The following is a 19,061-nucleotide window of genomic DNA, read 5'->3' on the forward strand; positions in this document are numbered from 1 at the left end:
CGACAAAAGAGGTTCTCCCTGCAAATCTTATACAAATTTGTCATCCAAGATTGATTCATATGTCTTACACCGCCTTAGCTGCAATAGGTTCCTTAGTTCCGTGTATCCGCCTTAAAGACCACTTAAATGAATTCGCGATCATTTATGAATCTCCTTGTTATCCCCATTTCTTCCTGTATATCTATTTTAGTACTCACTAACGACATCATGATGACAGCGAATATATGTTCTAAGCACCAAATAAACGCGAAGAAGCATACTCCACAGTGAGGAATATGCTTCTTCTTTCACGATTTTCCCGGTTTTTTTACATCAACTCTGCCATAGGTATCCAACAAAACAGCAAAAACATCGTCCGCCTCAGGGTGATCCTGAAGCTTCTTTAGCAAAGTACGGTATCCTTCCCCATACTCATCGTTACGATCCATCCAAATAACTCGCATTACTTCCGCTAAGTCCGCGTATCCCAGCCTTTCCAGCACATAGATGCCCGCCCATACGGCATGGCCCTCTAGCTCGGTATTGGATAAGACCTCCATTTGCAAGTTATCAACCTGCCAAGTATAGGTCAGCTCTTTGGCGAGTGCCACCACAGCATTCATTCTGGTCGTATTCTCCGCCAATTGGATACTTACACTACCTTCCTCAGAATGAATGGCTTGACCATACCGTGGAATACCTGGCACTGACATGTACAGAACGACTCCTTCGGACATCTCATCTCTATGGAGTAGTCTGTCTTTCGGAACAAGAACAATATCGATACGATCTCTTAGATGAATCCTAAGTTTGTCAACTAGCACATCTCTAACTTCCTCGAACACAACCAGCAGGTCATCCTGCGTTTGGATCGGATTGGTACTCTTAGGCTCAGGTTGTGCTGATTTGACCAGAGGCACATCATCCAACAACTCCACAGTTGCAGCTACCTCAGTATCGGCAGTACTGCCTTCGGCTGCCTTGCGTTGTTCCTGCCGACGTCTCGTACGTTCATTTTGCAACATGGAGACCAATTTATTCCGCAGCTTCATTTCTTCATCAATTGCAGGCTCCGCCTCTTCCGGTGCCCTATTAACCGCAAACTTAGCATGCTGTATACGCAAAGTCCGAAGCGATGGCTCCTTTAGCCAGCGCCGCATTACTCCTGCAAGTTCCCGCAATGCTAAATCACTTAACGGTCTATTACCTCCATGACAGAGATAGTCGTCTCTGCCAGCTGTTTCGCTTACCTGTTCAAATGCCCAGTAGAGGTAATCATCCAAGATCTCAATAAAATGATTCCAGTTTTCCATCACACTCTCAATTAGACCAAGATTGCGCTCGCTGTCCTCAAAAATAAACAGTTGCAGAATCTCCTTGGTATTCCCCTGCAGTGAGATTGATTTCAAACGTGGAACATAGAGGCCAAGCCGCTCTCGTGAGACATTCCGACCGATATTGTCACTATAAAATGAATCCGGCAGCGGCGTCGTAACACTCAGATTATGATGATTATGTGGATACAACGTCACGAATAATTCATTAAGAAGGTAGGAGAGCGTTAACGCCAGCCGGTCGGGTTGTTCAAACTCGGCATACTTAGATTGAATCATAATGGATAAGACACTACCCTGAATAAGTGTGCGTCGCGCCCCTTGGTCCTCTTCGCTGAGCGGCACGTACACGGCACGCTCGCTCTGCAGGTTGATGCCGCCTTCAAAATCGAAGTACCCGTTGGTTAGTACTTCGAAACTCCGAAAATCACTTCGTAATGTTAGTTCAAACCAATCGATCGTCCACCTAACAGGCTTACCGCTTGGTATGGTGAGGCTGTCCTTGCGAAAGGTGTACGTACGGCTCTGCTTATAAAAATGTGGACTTGTCATAGGCTCCGCGGCCAGCTCCAGGCACTTTAAATGATCATCGATCCGATTAATCCGATACCATCGGCTGTTAAACGCTGTGATCTGACCGGGGAGATACTGTTGATACACATCTCCTCGCAGCTGCGCTATAGTGTCCCCATTTTGCAGCCGAACTGCATAACCGGACTGCATTCTTTTGTTGTATCGATCAGCTTCCTCAGCGTTCAGTCGGTATAGAGTGTTCTCACTATAACGTCCCTCTGCACGGTCAAACCGCTTCAGGAATCGCACCTCAAGCATATCTCTCCGTACAGTGCTCCTTCCAAAAAGCTCAGCATACTTCCGTACCCCGTCATCTGGGGAGCTCTCCTCTATGCCAGCGTGTCGGAGACTAGCCTGCAGCTCGGCGGTGGTCAGCCAGGTCCGTGACAATTGGTCCATCATAAAGAGATAGTTAGTCTTGAGATTCGCCATAGGCTTTGGCACGATGGGGGCGATTTTCCGATGGTTTTGCAAATAATAATTCTTGTTGTCCGCTAGATAATCTCGCAGAAGATAAGGAGGAGAAACCACCACCACAATTGTGTTTTCTTTACCTACAGACCACCATCGACCAATGCTATTAATAAGGTTTCGCGAGGCATCGCGCATGATGATCACCGCATTGTCGCGCTCGGCAACCGTCCAATCGCGCACGTGCAGCTCAACCCCTGTCCGCAGAAGATCGGCGGTTAGGTTTGGCAGCCTGTAGTCTTGTACTGCGTGCAAAATATTTTCGGATAACTCGTCCAAATTGTCGCGTCCGGGCATGCTGTCATAATCGACGATAAGCAAGTCATCAAGCCCCAGTTTAAGTGCAGGAAGAACAAGACTGGCTTCAGGGTCGAGTACCCGGTGCGCCAGACGTGGCATAACCCCTGCTTGAAGCATCCCGCGCTCCTGTGCAATGGACATAAAATACAGTTCTCTACTCCTGATTTGGTGAATCGTGATATCATCCGGCAGGACGGAAAATATTTTCTGCATCGCATCTTTGAGTGATTCCGCCCAATCTGAGAAGACGACAAACTGCGGTTTGCTACTTAACCCCACACTCAGCCTGCCTGCGAACAATTTCAGATCATCGCCATACTTAGAGAACAGCCTCTCACCATCCACCACAAAGACAACAAGGTCGGACCTATGCTGCTCATGCTCATGCTGGATGTAATCCGACAACTTATCCGAAAGAAGGTCGCTGGCCTTTACCAGCAGCAGGTTAGCTTCAAGATTCTTTTCTACCGCATCCCTCAGCGAAGCGGCCGTCCAGGCAAAGGTAGGGCCTCCCGCTTCTCTTACTCCTTCGTAGAACCAAGCAATTCCTTGAGTAAGATCCTGTTGTGACTCTACAATCATCAGCAGTTTCTTGTTCTGGAACAGAAGTCTGTAAATCTCCGGAAAGATTATCCGGCTGGTCGACCTAAACATGCCGTCCCGGACAAGCAAATGCCTCCCCTGCATTAGTGCCTCCACAACTGCCATCGCATCCCCGCTTCCCCGCGTCTCCACCTTATCTTCCGACTCCAAAGAATCACTGATAACGCCGGAAGTCAGTATTTGCGATGGCCATAATCTGCGGTACTCCTCGAACAGATCACGGAATGGAACATGGGCACGTACCCTCTCATAGCGGCGCGTCTGCATTAGCAGCTTACCCTTGTCTCCGCTAAGGAACCAACTGCATTCAACCAGCACTAGAAACGAAATCGCCAAATAGTCGGGCAGCAGCGATCTGTACGACTCAACCCCCGGAATAATTGCGAGCGCAAAATACACGGCAAGCAGTAACCCTGCAATAATGGACGAATAACGGAAAATGAGGCCGGCATACAGGTATTCCGATTTAAGCCTCACCTTCTCTTGATGGACTTCAAAGAACATCAGGAGCGTATTCCCTGTGTTTAACTTTCGTAATGGTGAAGTTTTCAATTTTTTCTTGCCTGCCAAACTGCCGAAACTGCGTTGTCCGAACATCAAAATAACTTTAATAATCGCAAAGACGGCCAGGTAGGCCAGATTGGCTACCAATAACAAGTAGGGCGATAGCCATGGCAAAGAAGCATCCAGCAACCTCTCAATCCAAACGCCGATTGAACCATGAAACACTAGAACGACCACTCCAGCGCCAAATGCCAATGGCGGTAACCAGAACTGTAAATAACGCTCGCCTCTCACGTGATTGGAATGCTTTAGAAATCCGACAACAATAGCATAGATGATGAGGATGCCTATCAATAATGCCCATCGAAATGTATTCATAACCGATACACCCGATCATGTTCGTACACAAGTCGTTCCACCGGATAGAGTAATGGACCTTTAATGACATCACGAGACATGCCAACGACAAACTCCGCCATGGCTTCCGTATCCTGTCCATTGCCGGCTTGTTCCCATAACGGGCAGTAGACCGGATGCGCAGTTGCATCCTTATCAAACCATGATTGCTCGTCATACCAGCTCTCCAAGGATTGATCCTGTACCTCTTTCACCTGGATATTCAAGAGATAAGCGAGACGCTTTCCAATATCAATCGCCTCCTCCAGAGCTGTCTGATGAAACCGAAGCTGCAAGTTCTGTTCGCCTTTCTCGCTGCTGAACCTGCTAACGTCGTGTATTCGATTTGTCAGTTTCAGCAACTTATACAGCCTGTTCAAGTAATCCGTATATTGCTTCTGTGTATCCTCCTGCAGCATCTTGAGCTCATCTAAGCGTTTATTAGTCTTAAGAGTCATTTTCTTTATTAAGGCGATGATTCGACCGCGTGACACACGATGGCAGAGTGCGAGTACTACTGCAACCACAGCTGGATAAGCGCCATAAACGAGAATGGGTTGCAGGTTGTCCGCCGCGGCCATCCTGCCCCCATTCCATTTCACAACCACGGGCACAAGCAGAATCCCTGCCACTATGCAGGAGAGCCAACCAATCTGGCGGGGGGCAGGCATCCCGTGTAGAAGATAGACCATCTCCTGCTTCGCCTGCTTCGTGTAGTCATTCCATAGCGATACCGCTGCAGGAGCGTGCGGAACCGTCGTGAGCAGCTGCTGCCTAGTCTCACTCACTTCCGCTTGAAGATTATGGATAATCTCCTCCGGCGATTTCTTAATAAAAGCTAATGGCTCTTCCTTGAGCTTTTTCTGGATATCCAGTTTTAGCATGCCTTCCTTTGCTAAATGGAGCACTCGCTGATCACGCCGTTCCATCATTTCTCGTGCCTCGTCCTCGAATACACGGAACTGTTGCTCGAATTGTGTATGCAGGCCATATTTGAACTGCGGTGTCGGCATCTCCATCTCTTCAAGCGACTCTCGTCCGTGCGGGAGTGCCATCCAAGCCGCATAATCCGGCACCATGTCAAGGCGCCTGTTACGGAGCGAATCTTCTATGCGAGATTTAGATATATAAAGTCTTGTAAGATAACGATTAAGCAGTAAGCCTAACTCTCGCTCTCGAATCGACACGTCCAACGTATACGCATTTCCCTCCTGCCAATAACGCGATACAGGACCGTTAAGCGTAATTGCGTTTATGGCGTAAACGACCTTGAGCAGCGTTCTTACTCTTCTTGCAGCAAATTCTTGTGGATAAGGGACGCGGATAAAAATATAGGAGGCAATCGACGCCTTCGTGCCCATTAGTTCTTTCAGAACGAGCTTCAAATCATCTGAAGGTTTATAACTTTTCAGCTTTGGGGAAAGCGGCGGTTTCTTGATGAGATCAATGCGAGAGTAGAACCCGTTCTCCACGTCACTGATTTCTTCCTCTTTGAGTACATCCGTTGGAATGGAAGCCGGATCAGCAGTATATTGCTGTTCGATTCTCCTCTTCTCTGTCAGCATGTCTCCGAAGCTCACCTTCACCTGTTCTACCTGGATCTCTAGGAGCTCCAAATACGCTGGTTTTGGAGACTCCATTGGACCAGCATCATTAAGATCAGGCAGAGCCCATGAATGGTCAAGTGCTGTAATCTCATCCAAGTGAAACAAATTACTTTCACCTCTGGGCCTGCTCGGCAGATAACCGTGGATGTCGAGTGTCCAGACTTCCCTTAAAGACTTATTCAGCGGTGCCCCGTCCTCTTCCCGCTCAATTCCGTCGAGAGCAATAATATAAACTTTGTTAGGTGCGAGTTTTCGGCTCTTGAGCTCACCTAGGAACAGCTCACGAAATCTAGCAAGCTGCGAACTTAACCGCTCACGAAAATCCCGCTCCTGGGAGATGTTCATCATCCAAACCAACTGCCATTTTTCTACCATATTGACATGCAGATACTCATTAACTCTGCTCAGCAAATCATGATAAGCCGTTTTGCTGTTGGTATGGCGAAAGAAGACTAGTGATCCCGATGCAATTCCTGAATGGAGGAAGCGTTCGATAAGGTTCCAATCTTGAGGGGGCTCGTCATAATGCACTACAATTGTCAGCATTGCATCATTCCATCCTTCAGCGGGAGCTAAACTCTCGCTATAGTATCTAGTCTACTTTTAATTAGATTCTCCCATTGCCCGTATGTATAAGAATCAGTTTCAACCATCTCTCGTTGGGCTGAGTTATCCCAAAGCTGCTTAATGAAGCAGGAAGCCATCTCGCTTGCGAGCGTACTGCGATGACTGCCATACGTGTCCTTAAAATAGTGTTCGATCTCATCCAACAGCAGGACCCGCAGGCTGTTCGCCTTCTCGGAGAGATCCTGTCGTGAAGAGTCTTCCAGTTCGTACAGAAACAGAATATCCAAGATATTGTTCACTTTCTTGTTGGTCATGGATAGTTCGGAGGCGTGCTTAATGAAAGGGTGATTCTCGATGATGTCACCATTTTTCTTCCGGTCATGATCGAACTCTTCTCTCTGCCGTTCCAGGATTTCCTCGCAGATGATTGGATTATGCAGCAGCCCCCTATGAAGCAGGTAGATCTCGCCGCCAATATCCCTCCCATTTCGGTAAATCAAACGAGAGCTCGTCCGGTCCATATACTGATAGAGATACTTCCCATGCGTATTCTTCATTGCAAGCCACCCATAAATAATGCCAAGTACAAAAGCCCGGTCCACACGCTTGTTATCGAGCTCCGCCTGTTTGGGATTCAGATCCGGCATGAAGGCCGGCACGTGCCAGCGCCGATCAAGATGCGGTGTGACCCCCGGTTCATTCCGATTAAGCCGTTCAACCCGCTTCTTATAAGCGGCATAATACTGCCCGGCAGGCTGTACATACGTATCGGAGTAATCCCCCGATGAGAACTTACCGAAATTCTGTACGCTGAGACCATAATGGGCCCGGTAGCAAATTAGCTCATACCGTGAAAAAGCTGTATCTGCAATCGCTTGTTCACCGAACAGCTCCTGCCTTTGATTTGTCGTGAATGATAGCAGACTGTCCGGATGAATGCCCCAGAATCGGATCTCGCGGCTTTCCGGAATACTTGGAATAAAAGGACTGGATAGTTCTTTCAACGCCGCTGTCTTCTTTTCAATATAGGATGCCGGTTCCTTGTCCAAAATGGCAGCTTCACGCAGCAGGGCAGTCGTCAAATCGATATCCAGACGATCGATGCAGCGCTCCCTGGTATCCTCTCTGAGATAAGAAAGCACATGTTGGCGGTATAGCTCTTCCACCCGTAATTCCTGCTGCATTTCCTCTGGGAGACGATTCTCATTTCGGCGGCAGAACTGCGTATAGTGAGCCTTGTAAATTTGCCCGGCCACATCACGCGGCAGCACGTCGTTATCGAACATGCGGCGAATGCCTTCCCAGGTTTTCTGCATCATGGAGGCAGAAGCCAGCACGTAATTTTTTGGGGTGTTATCGGTATTCTCGAACTTCGTCTCAAGGCGTCCCATTTCATGGAGCAGATTAATACGCGTGTCTTTAAGATTGTCGAAAAATCGCTCCCAGTCCTTACACATTTGCTCGATCGACTGTTCTATGGAACTTAAAACAAGCTCCAGCAGCAGGGAGCGCTCATATCTTTTCAATGTCGACAGTTGGCGGGTTGCCTTCTCTAGGTATTCCGCACGAAAATCTTTCAACTGATTCTTATAGAGTGTGCTGATCACGTTCTGCTTCAACGCGTTATCCACGCGCTGCTGGGCGGACTCTTTACGGTCCGTACGGCTTAAATTGTAAGCTTCCGGATACTTATCGATCTGCTGCTTAGCGGTAGTATTTTGAGTGCGAAGTGTCTGACGCTTCATCCGGAGCATCTTCCTGATCTGATAGAGCATGTACCGAACTGCAATCGGATGAACAGGTTCGGGTTTACCTAGGAACCAGGTATTTAATCGGTAACCTTGACCCTCGGTGAACTGCTGTACATTCGCATCCTGCTCAATAATTTGGTAAGCGGCATAAGTCCGATATTCATAGACCTTTTTGTTGATCTGTTCCAGATAGTAGGATAGCTGGCTCTCAACTCGGTTAATCTCCTGTTTCATCTGCATCTTAATGCCAAGCTTGCCCTCGTCCACACGGCTGTTCGCTTCAAGCGATCGCAGCTCCGCGTCATCATGCAGAATATGGTTAACAAACTCCTCCACTTTGAGAAGGAACGCTTCTGATTTCATATCTCCGAGTTGGCCCTTTTCCAGTTGTTCGTACGCTTGGCGGTATACCTGGGTGTAGAACGGCTGCGGCTTCTCGTCATTAACCATTTTTTCCAGGTAAAGCATATAGAGACCGCCACGGTCAGGCCGATCGCGCACCACGCCTCGACGCAGATCCCCATCATACCGGTCCATTTCTTCCTCAAAGAGACTATCCAAATAGAGCCAGTTTTCACCCAACCCTTCCACCGACCGCTTGAGCGCGCAATATTCGACAATATCGTGATAGGGATATTTCAAGGAGGCGACTCCCGCACCACAGAATCTGCCGCGGCCTTCAGACGAAATCAGCTCGAGGATCTGATTATCCTCCTGAGAGAAATGCTTAGCTGACATGGGGCTGAACAACTGCAAATAAATCGTCCTTGTAACAAGCTCGAGATAATCGCTAAACCCGTTCAGATGCTGACCCTTGAGATTCTCATAATCGTAAAAAAAGCAAAAATCAAACGGCAGCTGCTTTTCCGTTACAGCATGGGTCACATTGCCCTCGAGATCTTCCTGATTCGGACGATATTCCAACTCGATGGTTACGCCGTCCTCTTCCTTTTGGCTCCACTTGCCGGCAACGCTTAACGTGATTGCATTTAGTTCCTTCATGCATGCATAACCATTGGCCTGAACCGACTCCCACTCCCGATGGTCCAGAATACCCGTATGTACGAACAGATCAGGAAGCAGAAAAGCGCCTCGAATTAGAACGCTCGACTGTCCAAACCGGCTCTCCAGCACCTCACGGAGGTACATCGCTACCTGAAGGAATATGCCGGATCCCGTACCACCTGCAAGGGAGCTTAGAATAATTACGCGTACTCCTTGAACCGTATTATCGCGCTGCAGCGGGAAAATCTCGTTGATACTTTCCCAGAGGCCATTCATTTTTCTTTCTTCCATAGCTGCGCGAAACGCAAGCCTGGATACTGCGCGAATTTGTCCTGCACCTTCTGTCATCGTTTTCCGATTCAGCTGCGGGTTCTCCGGAAACCATGACTTGAGCGATTGGTTCTGAGCCAGGTACTCGCCGACAGACCGTGTCGTACTGGTTTGTGTCACGTTGCCCTTCAGATGTACCAGCTTTTGCAGGCTGTTCACATCCGTGTCAAATGCGTGGATTGCGACTCGATCCCGGCTGCCCTCCGGAATCCTCCCGTAGATTTCATTGACGATCTGTCCGCCGATTCCACCAAGACCGATCAGAATTGTTGGTACACTGTTTGACATATCTGTTCCAGCTCCCTTCTAATGCTTGGATAATCGAAAGAATCATTATTTACAATAACGGTATATCGTCTCCACCTGACCGTTGCGGATTACAACTACATCATTGTTGTATATTCGGCGGTCGCCTCTGCCGACATCCTCATCCAGCAGCACTTCCTCCGCCACTTTCATGCCCGGAGTCTGTGAGCTCTTTGGCAGAACAATATAATCATCCTTCTCACCGGCTTTAAACGTACAATCTTGGATAAGAGCCATCTCCGCTTTATAGGGAATGAGCCAACGATTCAACCAACCGGTTTGAAACGTTATCGAAGACTCGTACCCTCCTAAAGTTCGACCGTTAATTATAGTCCGATTCATAACAGACATGTACGATGACTTGCGGTTAAAGCGCGACTTCTTAATCATGCCTAACAACCACCATACAAATAGAATCAGTCCTACCAGCAAGAGTATCGGAATGCCCCATCGGTACAACCAAGGCACATCTTTAATAAGGGCCTCATAGCTGATGCTAGCCTTCTCATTTGGAAATGTACCGTTAATCGTCAACGTTAATGGAATTCTACCGGCATCCGTAAACCAGATATTCCATTGGGGATGCGGCTGAAGTCTAATCTCACTGCCTTCCTGATAGATATCGAAATGGATTCGTTTTCCTCCGGTATCGACCTTGAGAGAAGGCATAATTTCCTTTAGTTCTTCGCTGCTGATCGGTATGCCATCGGCTGTGGCGAAGAACCGAAGCGGCTCTGCTTGATCTAGCTTATCTACACGAGTCGACCATTCCACCTGCCCTGATTCCATGCCAAATTTTCGCTGCGCAGATCCATGGAATTCAATCGATTTCTCATTCTGATAAAACCCTCGGATATGGACAAGCGCCTTCACCTTGCTGAGGGTCTGGCTTGGGAGATCAAACGGCGCCGTGTATGCTTGCAGTTTGTTGTCCCACTGAAATTCCAGTGCCGCATTGTCATTAAGCACACCTGTGATATCCACGAGTTTCTGCGTTGCGGGTAACATACTAAGGGGCTCGTTCATGGCGTTACTTTTAACTAGCTTAATCTGGGCAAGCATCTGACCGCCGAAGAAGAACTCCTTCTCCTTCTCACCGAGCGTGCCGTCTTCATTACGTTTATGTACAGTCAACTGGAAGTCAAGCGCCGGCTCCACCAAAAACTGCAAGCGCTTCTGTCGCTCCTCGGATCCCTTGAGTTCAATCTGATACTCTCCATCTTGCATAACTCCTTCAGCCGTCAGATCGCGATAGTGAGTAATCTGACCGAGAATCGGCGGATGGAGTCTTGTAGGATCGACGGGGGTTTTTATTTGGAACAGCCCCTCCAATCCTGCCCCGCCACTCTGGTTAATGGTCAACTTGCCATTGCTCTTCGGTATTGAAACCCCTGCAGAATCCTGAACCACTTGTTCCAGCATCGTTATCCGTTTGATGGGAAATAGAGATTTGAACTTCACCAATCCGTCAGCAAAAACGGGATGCAGATTATCGTTTCCAGCCCCCGCTGAAGGATCACGGTTCGTAATTAACGCCGCAACTTCGCTGACTTTGCTAATAATATTTTGCTGTCCGTTGCTCTCAATAATCTTGGCGTCGAGCGAATCCCGCCACATTGCTTTAATCGTGTTCATCGTTGTTTTAGCATCATCGTTCAGATATTGTTCAATCGTAACTAGAGCACTTTGGGCTTTAACGTTATATGACTTCATTTTATTTAGATACGTTTGAAATTCCTGGTGTGCCCTATTCAGCTTACCTTCCTGATCCGCAACGTCACCATTATTCGGATCGAAGTCACTAAACACACCGTCAGTCAATACGACTAACCAGAACTCTGAGTCTGCGTTCTCCGCGGCCTTCTCTGTTAAGTGTTTCATTGCTGTCTCTACCGAGAGGAATGGCGTAGATGTGTTTTTATCGACGGTCCATTGCTGTATAGAATCAATGGAGCTCTGTCGTTTATCTTGTGAAAGCGCTATCTCCTCTACGATACTTGGATTGCTCATTCGCGTCACATACAGCCTATCTTCAGCTCCCAGCAAGCCTGCAAGACTCTGCACGGAATAATTCGCATACTTCCAGTTATCAATAAGCTTGAGTATCCCTGTTGAAGGATCACGTGTATATTTCATGCTTCCGGAATCGTCGAATACCAGGGCAATTACACGATTTTTGATAAAAGACTGTCCGGCAGGTCCGGTTGCAGCTGCCAGCGCTCTATTTGATTTCGACAACCATGCAGGAGTACTCGTAAGCAAAGTCGATAAGGAAAACATTATTAAAATTCCTATAATTGTAATTTTTCTCATAAACCCCCCTTATCTATTGAAAACAGTGGAACATTCGTTTTGTAATTTTAGAATAAGTACCTCATTGATACAGAACGTATCATATTTTGATACGAATTTCTACTCTTATTTCTAAAAGAAGCATTTATTGCTCTGGGTCTTCTAGCCTAGTGCTCTTTTCCATTACATGAGGATGACAGCGAAGAGGTAGTTTGGTCATGCAAGAAAGCATACTCCACAACAGGGAATATGCTCTCGTTGCCAACACTATTTGATTATCGCCGCTTCATCTGACGGTATTTTTGCTCATGCAGTTCTTTACGGGTGCGGCTGGAATAATCGAAATTTTCTAGCCGGCTGTATAATTTCTCAGACTCTTCCGCTAAGATCGGTGCACCCAGCTGTACGGACATCGCAAGCATTTGATCGGCCTGCTGCTTAAGCATTTCCTGTCCACCCTCCATATCCCCGCTGTCAAAGGCATCCATTGCCGCTTCAATTACTTTGGCGGACTGGGTCAGCTGCACCTGCTTCTGAACATCAGCATTAACGGGAAGATTCAACAGCTGAAGATCATTCGTAAATTCCGCATGAACCTCGCAGCTGTATGAACAAGCCACAGCTCCTTCCGAAACATCGACGTAATCCCAGTTTAATAGAAGCACCGGATGCTCACCTTGCTCATGCGGATCAAGGCTGAGTTCCACTAGAATTGTTTTTACCTCCTCATGATAAAGATCGCCGACAAGCACGGTATGCTCGCCTAAGTATTGCTCAGACTTATGACCGTAGATGCCCGTAATTCGAGCCGAATCCGTTGTCTGCAGCGTCAGCTTCATATTTTGTGATACTACATTAAGCAAGCCTTGAAGCTCTTGTTCGAAGATAGCAGGGATATTGTCTGGCTTGTCGATATAGTAGAAATTACCTCCACCATGCTCAGCGATCGCTTCCATTAGCTCCTCGTCGAACCCGTCACCCACCCCCATCGCCGTAACTCCCACTCCAGAGGAACGGAATTCCGTAGCAATAGCGGCCAGCTTGTCCTTATTTGTAATACCTATATTTGCATGGCCGTCCGACAGGAGAATGACACGATTTACAACGCCTTCCTTAGCTCTCTTCCGAACATACTGCGCTCCTTCGATTAAACCGCCGCTTAAATTTGTACTGCCGCCTGTCTGGATCGATTCGATCTTCTGCTTCATTAAGTCCTTGTGCGTTACCTTCGATGGGGGGAATACGGTGCGTACTTCATCGTCAAATGCTACCAGACTAAGTCTATCCCCTCCATCCATCTGGTCGATGACGAATTGGCAGGCTTTCTTGCTGTATGCAAGCGGCGCACCATCCATAGACCCACTCCGGTCAAGTACAAGAGATAGATTAATCGGAGCCCGCTCCGAGTTTGAAGATGCGTTGCCCTTGACTTCAATGAGCAGATATACTTTCTCTGTTCCACCAATAGATAGATATGGGCTGCTCCATGCGTGGCTGAATAATACGGTTTGATCCATTTTCGAGTTCCTCCTGTCGATTTGTCCGTACTAAATGGCTGACTTCCTTGTGAAGCGGTTGTTTCTAGCCGTGAATGTATTGAAACTGATAAATTCGAGAATGCTGAGGCAGGAAATTAATGTAACTTCCTGTTTATCCGCATTTATTTCATAACGCCAATAAGCTTGTTGAAGATAAATAACCGGCTCACCTCTCCACTCAAGGAAATAAAAATCACGTTTGGCTTCATCTCTAAGTTGGTTTTGAAAGCAACTGAAGTCCATTTCGATTGCATGGCCTCGTTCGCAATAACGGTCAAAGGCATGTTTGGTCAAATGCAGCTTCATTTGGCTTACTCCCCCTCCGAAAGTATCTCAATAATCAGCGTATCTTTAACAACGAAACGAATAACTCCCTCTGTAGTCACATCGAAAGAATCATAAATTCTCCCTGCACTTCTGCAGCCCTTCGGTACTGTAGCAATACTGTTTGCAACATGGCCGATTTTCCCGAACGGTTGGATCTCGGCTAGCACAGCTTCCTCATCGTGTACGTTATCCGGCTCTTTCGTTAACTTCACTTTCATGCCGACTCTGACCATTTGTGTTCCGTGATAATGATTCGTTCCGGTTACAGCGACAAACCTTTGCTCCATCTCGTGTACACTCCCGCTGTCTTTTGTCTTTATTATGCAGTTCTGTTACGACAGCATAGGCGTCAGCGAATGTTTGTTCGGCCATAGAAAAAGGAGACCTGTATTCAGGTCTCCTCATAAAACACTATTTGTTGTACATCGCTACCCATTCATCCAGCTGTTTCTTTAACGAATCCCTAACTGACTTTGGCTCCAGTATTTCCGCAGCAGGCCCATATTGAAGAATCCATCTCATGAATTCTTTCTCGTTATTTACCGTTACCTCGAATGTCATGCTGCCATCTTTATTATCTTTCATGCGCGGATGCACGAACAATTCTTCTTCCTTGATGTATCGGGCGACTTCGGCACTGAAACGAACTTTGAAAGTAATATTCTTGTCACCTTGCTCGATGGACCAAGTGTTCTTCAAATACTTCTTGATATTGAACTCGCCCTTATCGAACGACTGGGCCGTAAGCTCTGCTTTCAAGAAACGGCTGATCCGGAACGTCCGAATGCCTTGCTTCAAATGACAATAGCCGATTAAATAAAACCGTTGATCCCGTGGAACAAGATAGTAGGGATCGATTTTACGCTCAGTTGTCTCATTACGTGACTGCGTGTGGTATTCCGTATGAATCGTTCTCTGCTCTAGAATTGCCTGTATGATGGGCTGCAGAAAATTCGGGTTCTCTTTGCGATATGCCGGCGTTCCCATTTGAATAATGCTGGTGATATCCTCGATAATATTGTTTTGACGAGACTTTTCCTTCAAATGAGTTCCCATTACTTTATCGTATGCGGTTTGAAAACCGGGCGGCAGCTTGTCATGATCCAGTACAGAAGGGAGTAATGAAAATACCAACGCTTCCTGTTCAGAGAAATTGAGTGGATACATGAAAAATCTGCCCATAAACCGGTATCCGGTTCCCCTGCCTTCGTTGGTAACAGGAGCAATATGGTTGAGAACATCGAGGTCCCTGTAAATGGTACGGATATTTACATCACACTTCAGTGCGAGGTCGGCAGCGGAGATACCCGGGTTCGCTTGAATAGCGTTAATAATATTAAAGATGCGGATGACTTTATCGATCATACTTGTTCTCCTCAGAATCGTTTTACAAATCTTGAAGAGTTATATTCGACATCATTCGGCCGCATCCTCCAAATATCTGCTACTCCTGACAATTATTCCTTATACATACACCATGATCATCCTTACTGCTGTATTTCACCTTCAATTGCATATAAAACGCTAAAGTATCCTTGTGACTAAGACCTAGTTGTTCAATTATTCTTGCTACCTCTAACTGAATCACTTTATCGCAAACCATATGACCCCTCCATAACAGTTCCGAATATAACCTCATGGTAGAGGATTATTCTGACAACCGCATGTCATGGAACGTACGTTTGTGGAAAGAAATGTGATAAGCGATTATTAATAATAGTCAAACACCCGTTCGTGACATCCTGCTGTCACTTCAATCAATTATGCTAACTATAGCTAGTTGAAATCGGAGGGAACCTGCATGGATTACATCGTGTTTGATATGGAGTTTACTGTTTTGAAGGAGAAGCAGCATCAGGCCGAGATTCTAGAGATCGGAGCAATTAAACTCAGTGATGAAGGCGGGAAGCTGTGGATGACTGATTTGTTTCACACCTACGTCAAGCCCAGCAGCATTTCTCCCCTCTCAAGGCGCACCACAGAGTTTACCGGTATTACTCAAGAGGATGTGGATACGGCTCCTTACTTTCACGATGCGATTTCCTTATTCCGTTCCTGGCTCGGAACAAGCACGTACTATTTATGTTCTTGGGGGCCGGATGACAAGCATCAGATGGTGCGACAATGTAGCTATCAAAGGCTGGACTTGAATTGGTTCCGCAATTATAACGATATCCAACTCATGTTCACTCGTTTGAACGGCGGAGATCACGGGCAACGTTGGGGACTCAAAAAGGCTCTCAAACAGCTTGAGCTCCCCTTTTTCGGGAAACAGCATAATGCGTTGGATGATGCATTTAATACAGCAAAGATATTTACGCAGATATTCGCGCGGCTTAATCTTGAACAGAACAATATAGCGGATGAACCGCTCTATACTTCTAAGCTCGTCTACACAGACTGTGTTGATGACAAGTATTCGCCTTTTGGAAAGTTAGCAGGTTTATTTGAATCAGTCATGTAACTTGTGTCTCTCAAAATAAGAATGACGCGAGTAAGTCCTCGCGTCATTCTCTGCAAAAGGATTTTGTTAATCAACACCGATTTCAATCAAAATTTTATTTGCCTCAGCTACTGGCAGCTCCTGTACTTCTTTGAGCTTGCGTTCGATCGCTCTAGTACTTTTTGAGGCTGTATCGATCGAGTTACTTGCCTCCTGGAGTTTCTTTTGTGTCTTTTCAAGCACGTCTCCAAACTTTCCAAATTCTGTTTTGACTGCACCAAGCAGCTGCCATACTTCGCTAGATCGTTTTTGGATAGCTAAAGTTTGAAACCCTAGCTGCAGACTGTTAAGAACAGCTGTTAGCGTGGTCGGACCCGCTATAATAACACGATGCTCTCTTTGGATCGATTCCCAAAGACCCGGCTTACGTAAAACTTCAGCAAACAGTCCCTCAATCGGCAAAAACATAATTGCAAAATCAGTCGTATTTGGTGGGTCGATATATTTTTCCTTGATCGATTTTGCTTCATTCTTTATCCTAGCCTCAAGGAGTTTAGCATGTTCACCAGCAGCCTGGTTATTATTCTCCTCAAATGCTTCTAACAGTCGCTGGTAATCTTCAATTGGAAATTTCGAGTCAATTGGTAGGAAAATAGTAGAATCCTCATTATTCTTGTCAGGAATCTTCACCGCATATTCTACTCTGTTATTGCTGCCTTTCTTCGTCACAGCATTTTTTGCATATTGCTCAGTCGTAAGGGTTTGCTCCAATAAATTTCCGAGCTGGATCTCCCCTAAAGTTCCTCGCGTTTTAACATTGGTGAGCACTCTTCTGAGATCACCGACTCCGTTTGCCAGGCTCTTCATTTCACCGAGGCCTGTATGTACAAGTTCCAGACGTTCACTAACCAGCTTAAAGGATTCTCCTAATCGTTGTTCCAACGTTGCATGTAACTTTTCGTCGACAGTAGCCCTCATCTGTTCAAGTTTATTATTATTATCCTCTTGTAGGTGAAGTAGTTTCTCTTCCACTGTATTCCTGATTTTATCTAGCTTAGTCTCATTTATCATAGTTAAATCTGTTAGACGCGTCGAAAAGCTATCCAGTAAATTTTTCTGCTGGGAAGACATTTCTCCAATATTGGTTATCAGCGTCTGATTCATTGTATTCATCGAACTGATCTGTTCCTCGCGATTCAATTTTGCCGCTATATTTGCTTCTTGTCGACTAAGTGAAGATTGATCCATTATAAATTTCTTGAGATCATCTCCCTTTCTCTCTAGTTCTATGCGCAGCTCGGATGACGAATTACCTTTCTGTTTCCCGAGAATGAATACTGCGATAATAAAAAGCAGTGTAAGAGTATTTAGTATCAGAAGAGCTACTGCCATCTTCGATTTCCTTCTCCCGGCTTATATTTTTTTTACCTGAAGGGTTTGAATCGTTTTATGTTCGAAGGTTCCCTCTAAGATAACCTCTGATAGAATTCCCAGCTTTACCATACTAGATATTTTATTAGCATCTGCTTTTGAGACAAGCCTCCAAACACCTGGTTCAGGTAGCGCTTCAAATAGCTTGGTGGTATCGTAATCTCTTCTCTCTTGGTTAATGAGACGTACCTGGTAGTCTCCAGAATTAATTATATCGACTCTCTGTGCGGCACAAAAAGAGATAATATTCTCCCTTAATCCCTCCAATTCTTGTTCCATTTGTTTCTGCTTCTGCTTTAAATCGTAGTACCGTTTTAGTTTTTCCTCCATACTAAATCACTCCCTTAGTTTCCGTCCCTTCATTCTATGAATGCATAGTGATCCATAGTACTGAAAGTGAATTAATGGGAAACTTAAAGAGAACTTCCCCTTTATTTAGGGAGTTCTCTTTAAGTTTTATTCTAGACTTACTTCAGGCATATTACATTTCATTTCATTAAGATCTACGATTATTGTTTTCTGTATTCACTCATCAAAGTAACCTTTTTTATCTATCGGTGAGTGTTTGAAAACACCATAACTGTTAAATTGACTATTACTATATTCGCTTCCCTTTTTCTTCGTCTTTTGATTACTTGAAATTTTAGAAGAATTAGATCTCTTTCCTAGTTCGTCTGATGAAGACAAATTTGTTTCATTTTTTATTACTATTTCATAAGGCTGGAAATTAGTCTGTAAAGACACATAATGATGCCTTCGTAGCATCCACTTTCGACAAGATGTGCACTGAAAGGCAGTGCACGGGATATAATCAGCACTACTTCCTTTCACTATCCTGAGTTCGATATTGCACTTGACCAAAATAACCGCACACTTGGTACAAGTGTCGGCATGATCATGTAGTATACTATCAATAAACTCAAGCCTTATTACTTTTGCAGCAGGTTTCTGATGCAAATTGGGAAGCTCGACATTCCGTTCCACTTTCTTATTTTCTTGCAATAGCCAGCTATGATTCTTTCCGTCCAGTACTTTCTGAAATGAAGATAACGCATACCCCTTATCGCACGGCTTACAGTACCACACATCTGTATTCATATAAGTAGTATGCCCTTTTCTTTGGATTGAGGTATACAACACTTCCAATTTACGTGCAGCCAAATTACCATTACACGTTTTACATTTCATTATAGGCACATGTACCAACTCGACACCTTGTAGCCTGAATATACTCATGACTTACACTATCCTTTCAAGTGCAGAGTTTTTCGAAGTATATATTAGCCTGTGTTCAAATATATCGA

At 45.8% G+C, this 19,061-nt stretch carries 12 protein-coding genes; 1 reads left to right on the top strand and 11 read right to left on the bottom strand.

Annotation, left to right across the window (positions count from 1 at the left end; genetic code table 11):
- Window positions 1–287 precede the first annotated feature (287 nt).
- The 8 genes from AC0YNS_RS18760 to AC0YNS_RS18795 form a co-directional block, all read right to left on the bottom strand.
- Window positions 288–4,142: a hypothetical protein gene (locus tag AC0YNS_RS18760; RefSeq protein ID WP_475782513.1), complete on the bottom strand. Its 3,855-nt coding sequence runs from the start codon at window positions 4,140–4,142 to the stop codon at window positions 288–290.
- Entirely contained in the window at window positions 4,139–6,313 is a 2,175-nt protein-coding gene (locus AC0YNS_RS18765; protein WP_475782514.1) for a hypothetical protein, read from the bottom strand. Before AC0YNS_RS18765 ends, AC0YNS_RS18760 begins: the two co-directional genes overlap by 4 nt.
- Window positions 6,314–6,339: 26 nt before the next feature.
- Window positions 6,340–9,708, bottom strand: coding sequence for a tubulin-like doman-containing protein (locus AC0YNS_RS18770; RefSeq protein WP_475782515.1), 3,369 nt, complete (start codon window positions 9,706–9,708; stop codon window positions 6,340–6,342).
- Window positions 9,709–9,753: 45 nt separating this feature from the next.
- Window positions 9,754–11,964 carry a vWA domain-containing protein gene (locus AC0YNS_RS18775; protein WP_475782516.1) on the bottom strand — a complete coding sequence of 737 codons (2,211 nt, stop codon included), beginning with the start codon at window positions 11,962–11,964 and terminating at the stop codon, window positions 9,754–9,756.
- 329 nt (window positions 11,965–12,293) lie between these two features.
- On the bottom strand, window positions 12,294–13,535 hold the full coding sequence (locus AC0YNS_RS18780) for a vWA domain-containing protein (RefSeq protein WP_475782517.1): 1,242 nt from the start codon (window positions 13,533–13,535) through the stop codon (window positions 12,294–12,296).
- Window positions 13,536–13,565: 30 nt separating this feature from the next.
- Window positions 13,566–13,862 carry a hypothetical protein gene (locus AC0YNS_RS18785; RefSeq protein WP_475782518.1) on the bottom strand — a complete coding sequence of 99 codons (297 nt, stop codon included), beginning with the start codon at window positions 13,860–13,862 and terminating at the stop codon, window positions 13,566–13,568.
- Between the two features lie 5 nt (window positions 13,863–13,867).
- A complete protein-coding gene (locus AC0YNS_RS18790) occupies window positions 13,868–14,170 on the bottom strand; it encodes an HIRAN domain-containing protein (protein WP_475782519.1) in 303 nt (100 codons plus the stop codon).
- Between the two features lie 124 nt (window positions 14,171–14,294).
- A complete protein-coding gene (locus AC0YNS_RS18795; RefSeq protein WP_475782520.1) occupies window positions 14,295–15,248 on the bottom strand; it encodes a helix-turn-helix transcriptional regulator in 954 nt (317 codons plus the stop codon).
- 436 nt (window positions 15,249–15,684) lie between these two features.
- Here AC0YNS_RS18795 and AC0YNS_RS18800 point away from each other — a divergent pair, with 436 nt between their 5' ends.
- Window positions 15,685–16,347 carry a 3'-5' exonuclease gene (locus AC0YNS_RS18800; protein WP_475782521.1) on the top strand — a complete coding sequence of 221 codons (663 nt, stop codon included), beginning with the start codon at window positions 15,685–15,687 and terminating at the stop codon, window positions 16,345–16,347.
- Between the two features lie 66 nt (window positions 16,348–16,413).
- Here AC0YNS_RS18800 and AC0YNS_RS18805 read toward each other — a convergent pair whose 3' ends face one another.
- From AC0YNS_RS18805 to AC0YNS_RS18815, 3 genes are all read right to left on the bottom strand, one after another.
- Window positions 16,414–17,718 carry a DNA recombination protein RmuC gene (locus AC0YNS_RS18805; protein ID WP_475782522.1) on the bottom strand — a complete coding sequence of 435 codons (1,305 nt, stop codon included), beginning with the start codon at window positions 17,716–17,718 and terminating at the stop codon, window positions 16,414–16,416.
- A 21-nt stretch (window positions 17,719–17,739) separates the two neighbouring features.
- A complete protein-coding gene (locus AC0YNS_RS18810) occupies window positions 17,740–18,087 on the bottom strand; it encodes a hypothetical protein (RefSeq protein ID WP_475782523.1) in 348 nt (115 codons plus the stop codon).
- A gap of 195 nt (window positions 18,088–18,282) precedes the next feature.
- A complete protein-coding gene (locus AC0YNS_RS18815) occupies window positions 18,283–18,993 on the bottom strand; it encodes a hypothetical protein (protein WP_475782524.1) in 711 nt (236 codons plus the stop codon).
- Window positions 18,994–19,061: the final 68 nt, after the last annotated feature.

Source organism: Paenibacillus sp. J22FR21 (assembly GCF_056269135.1).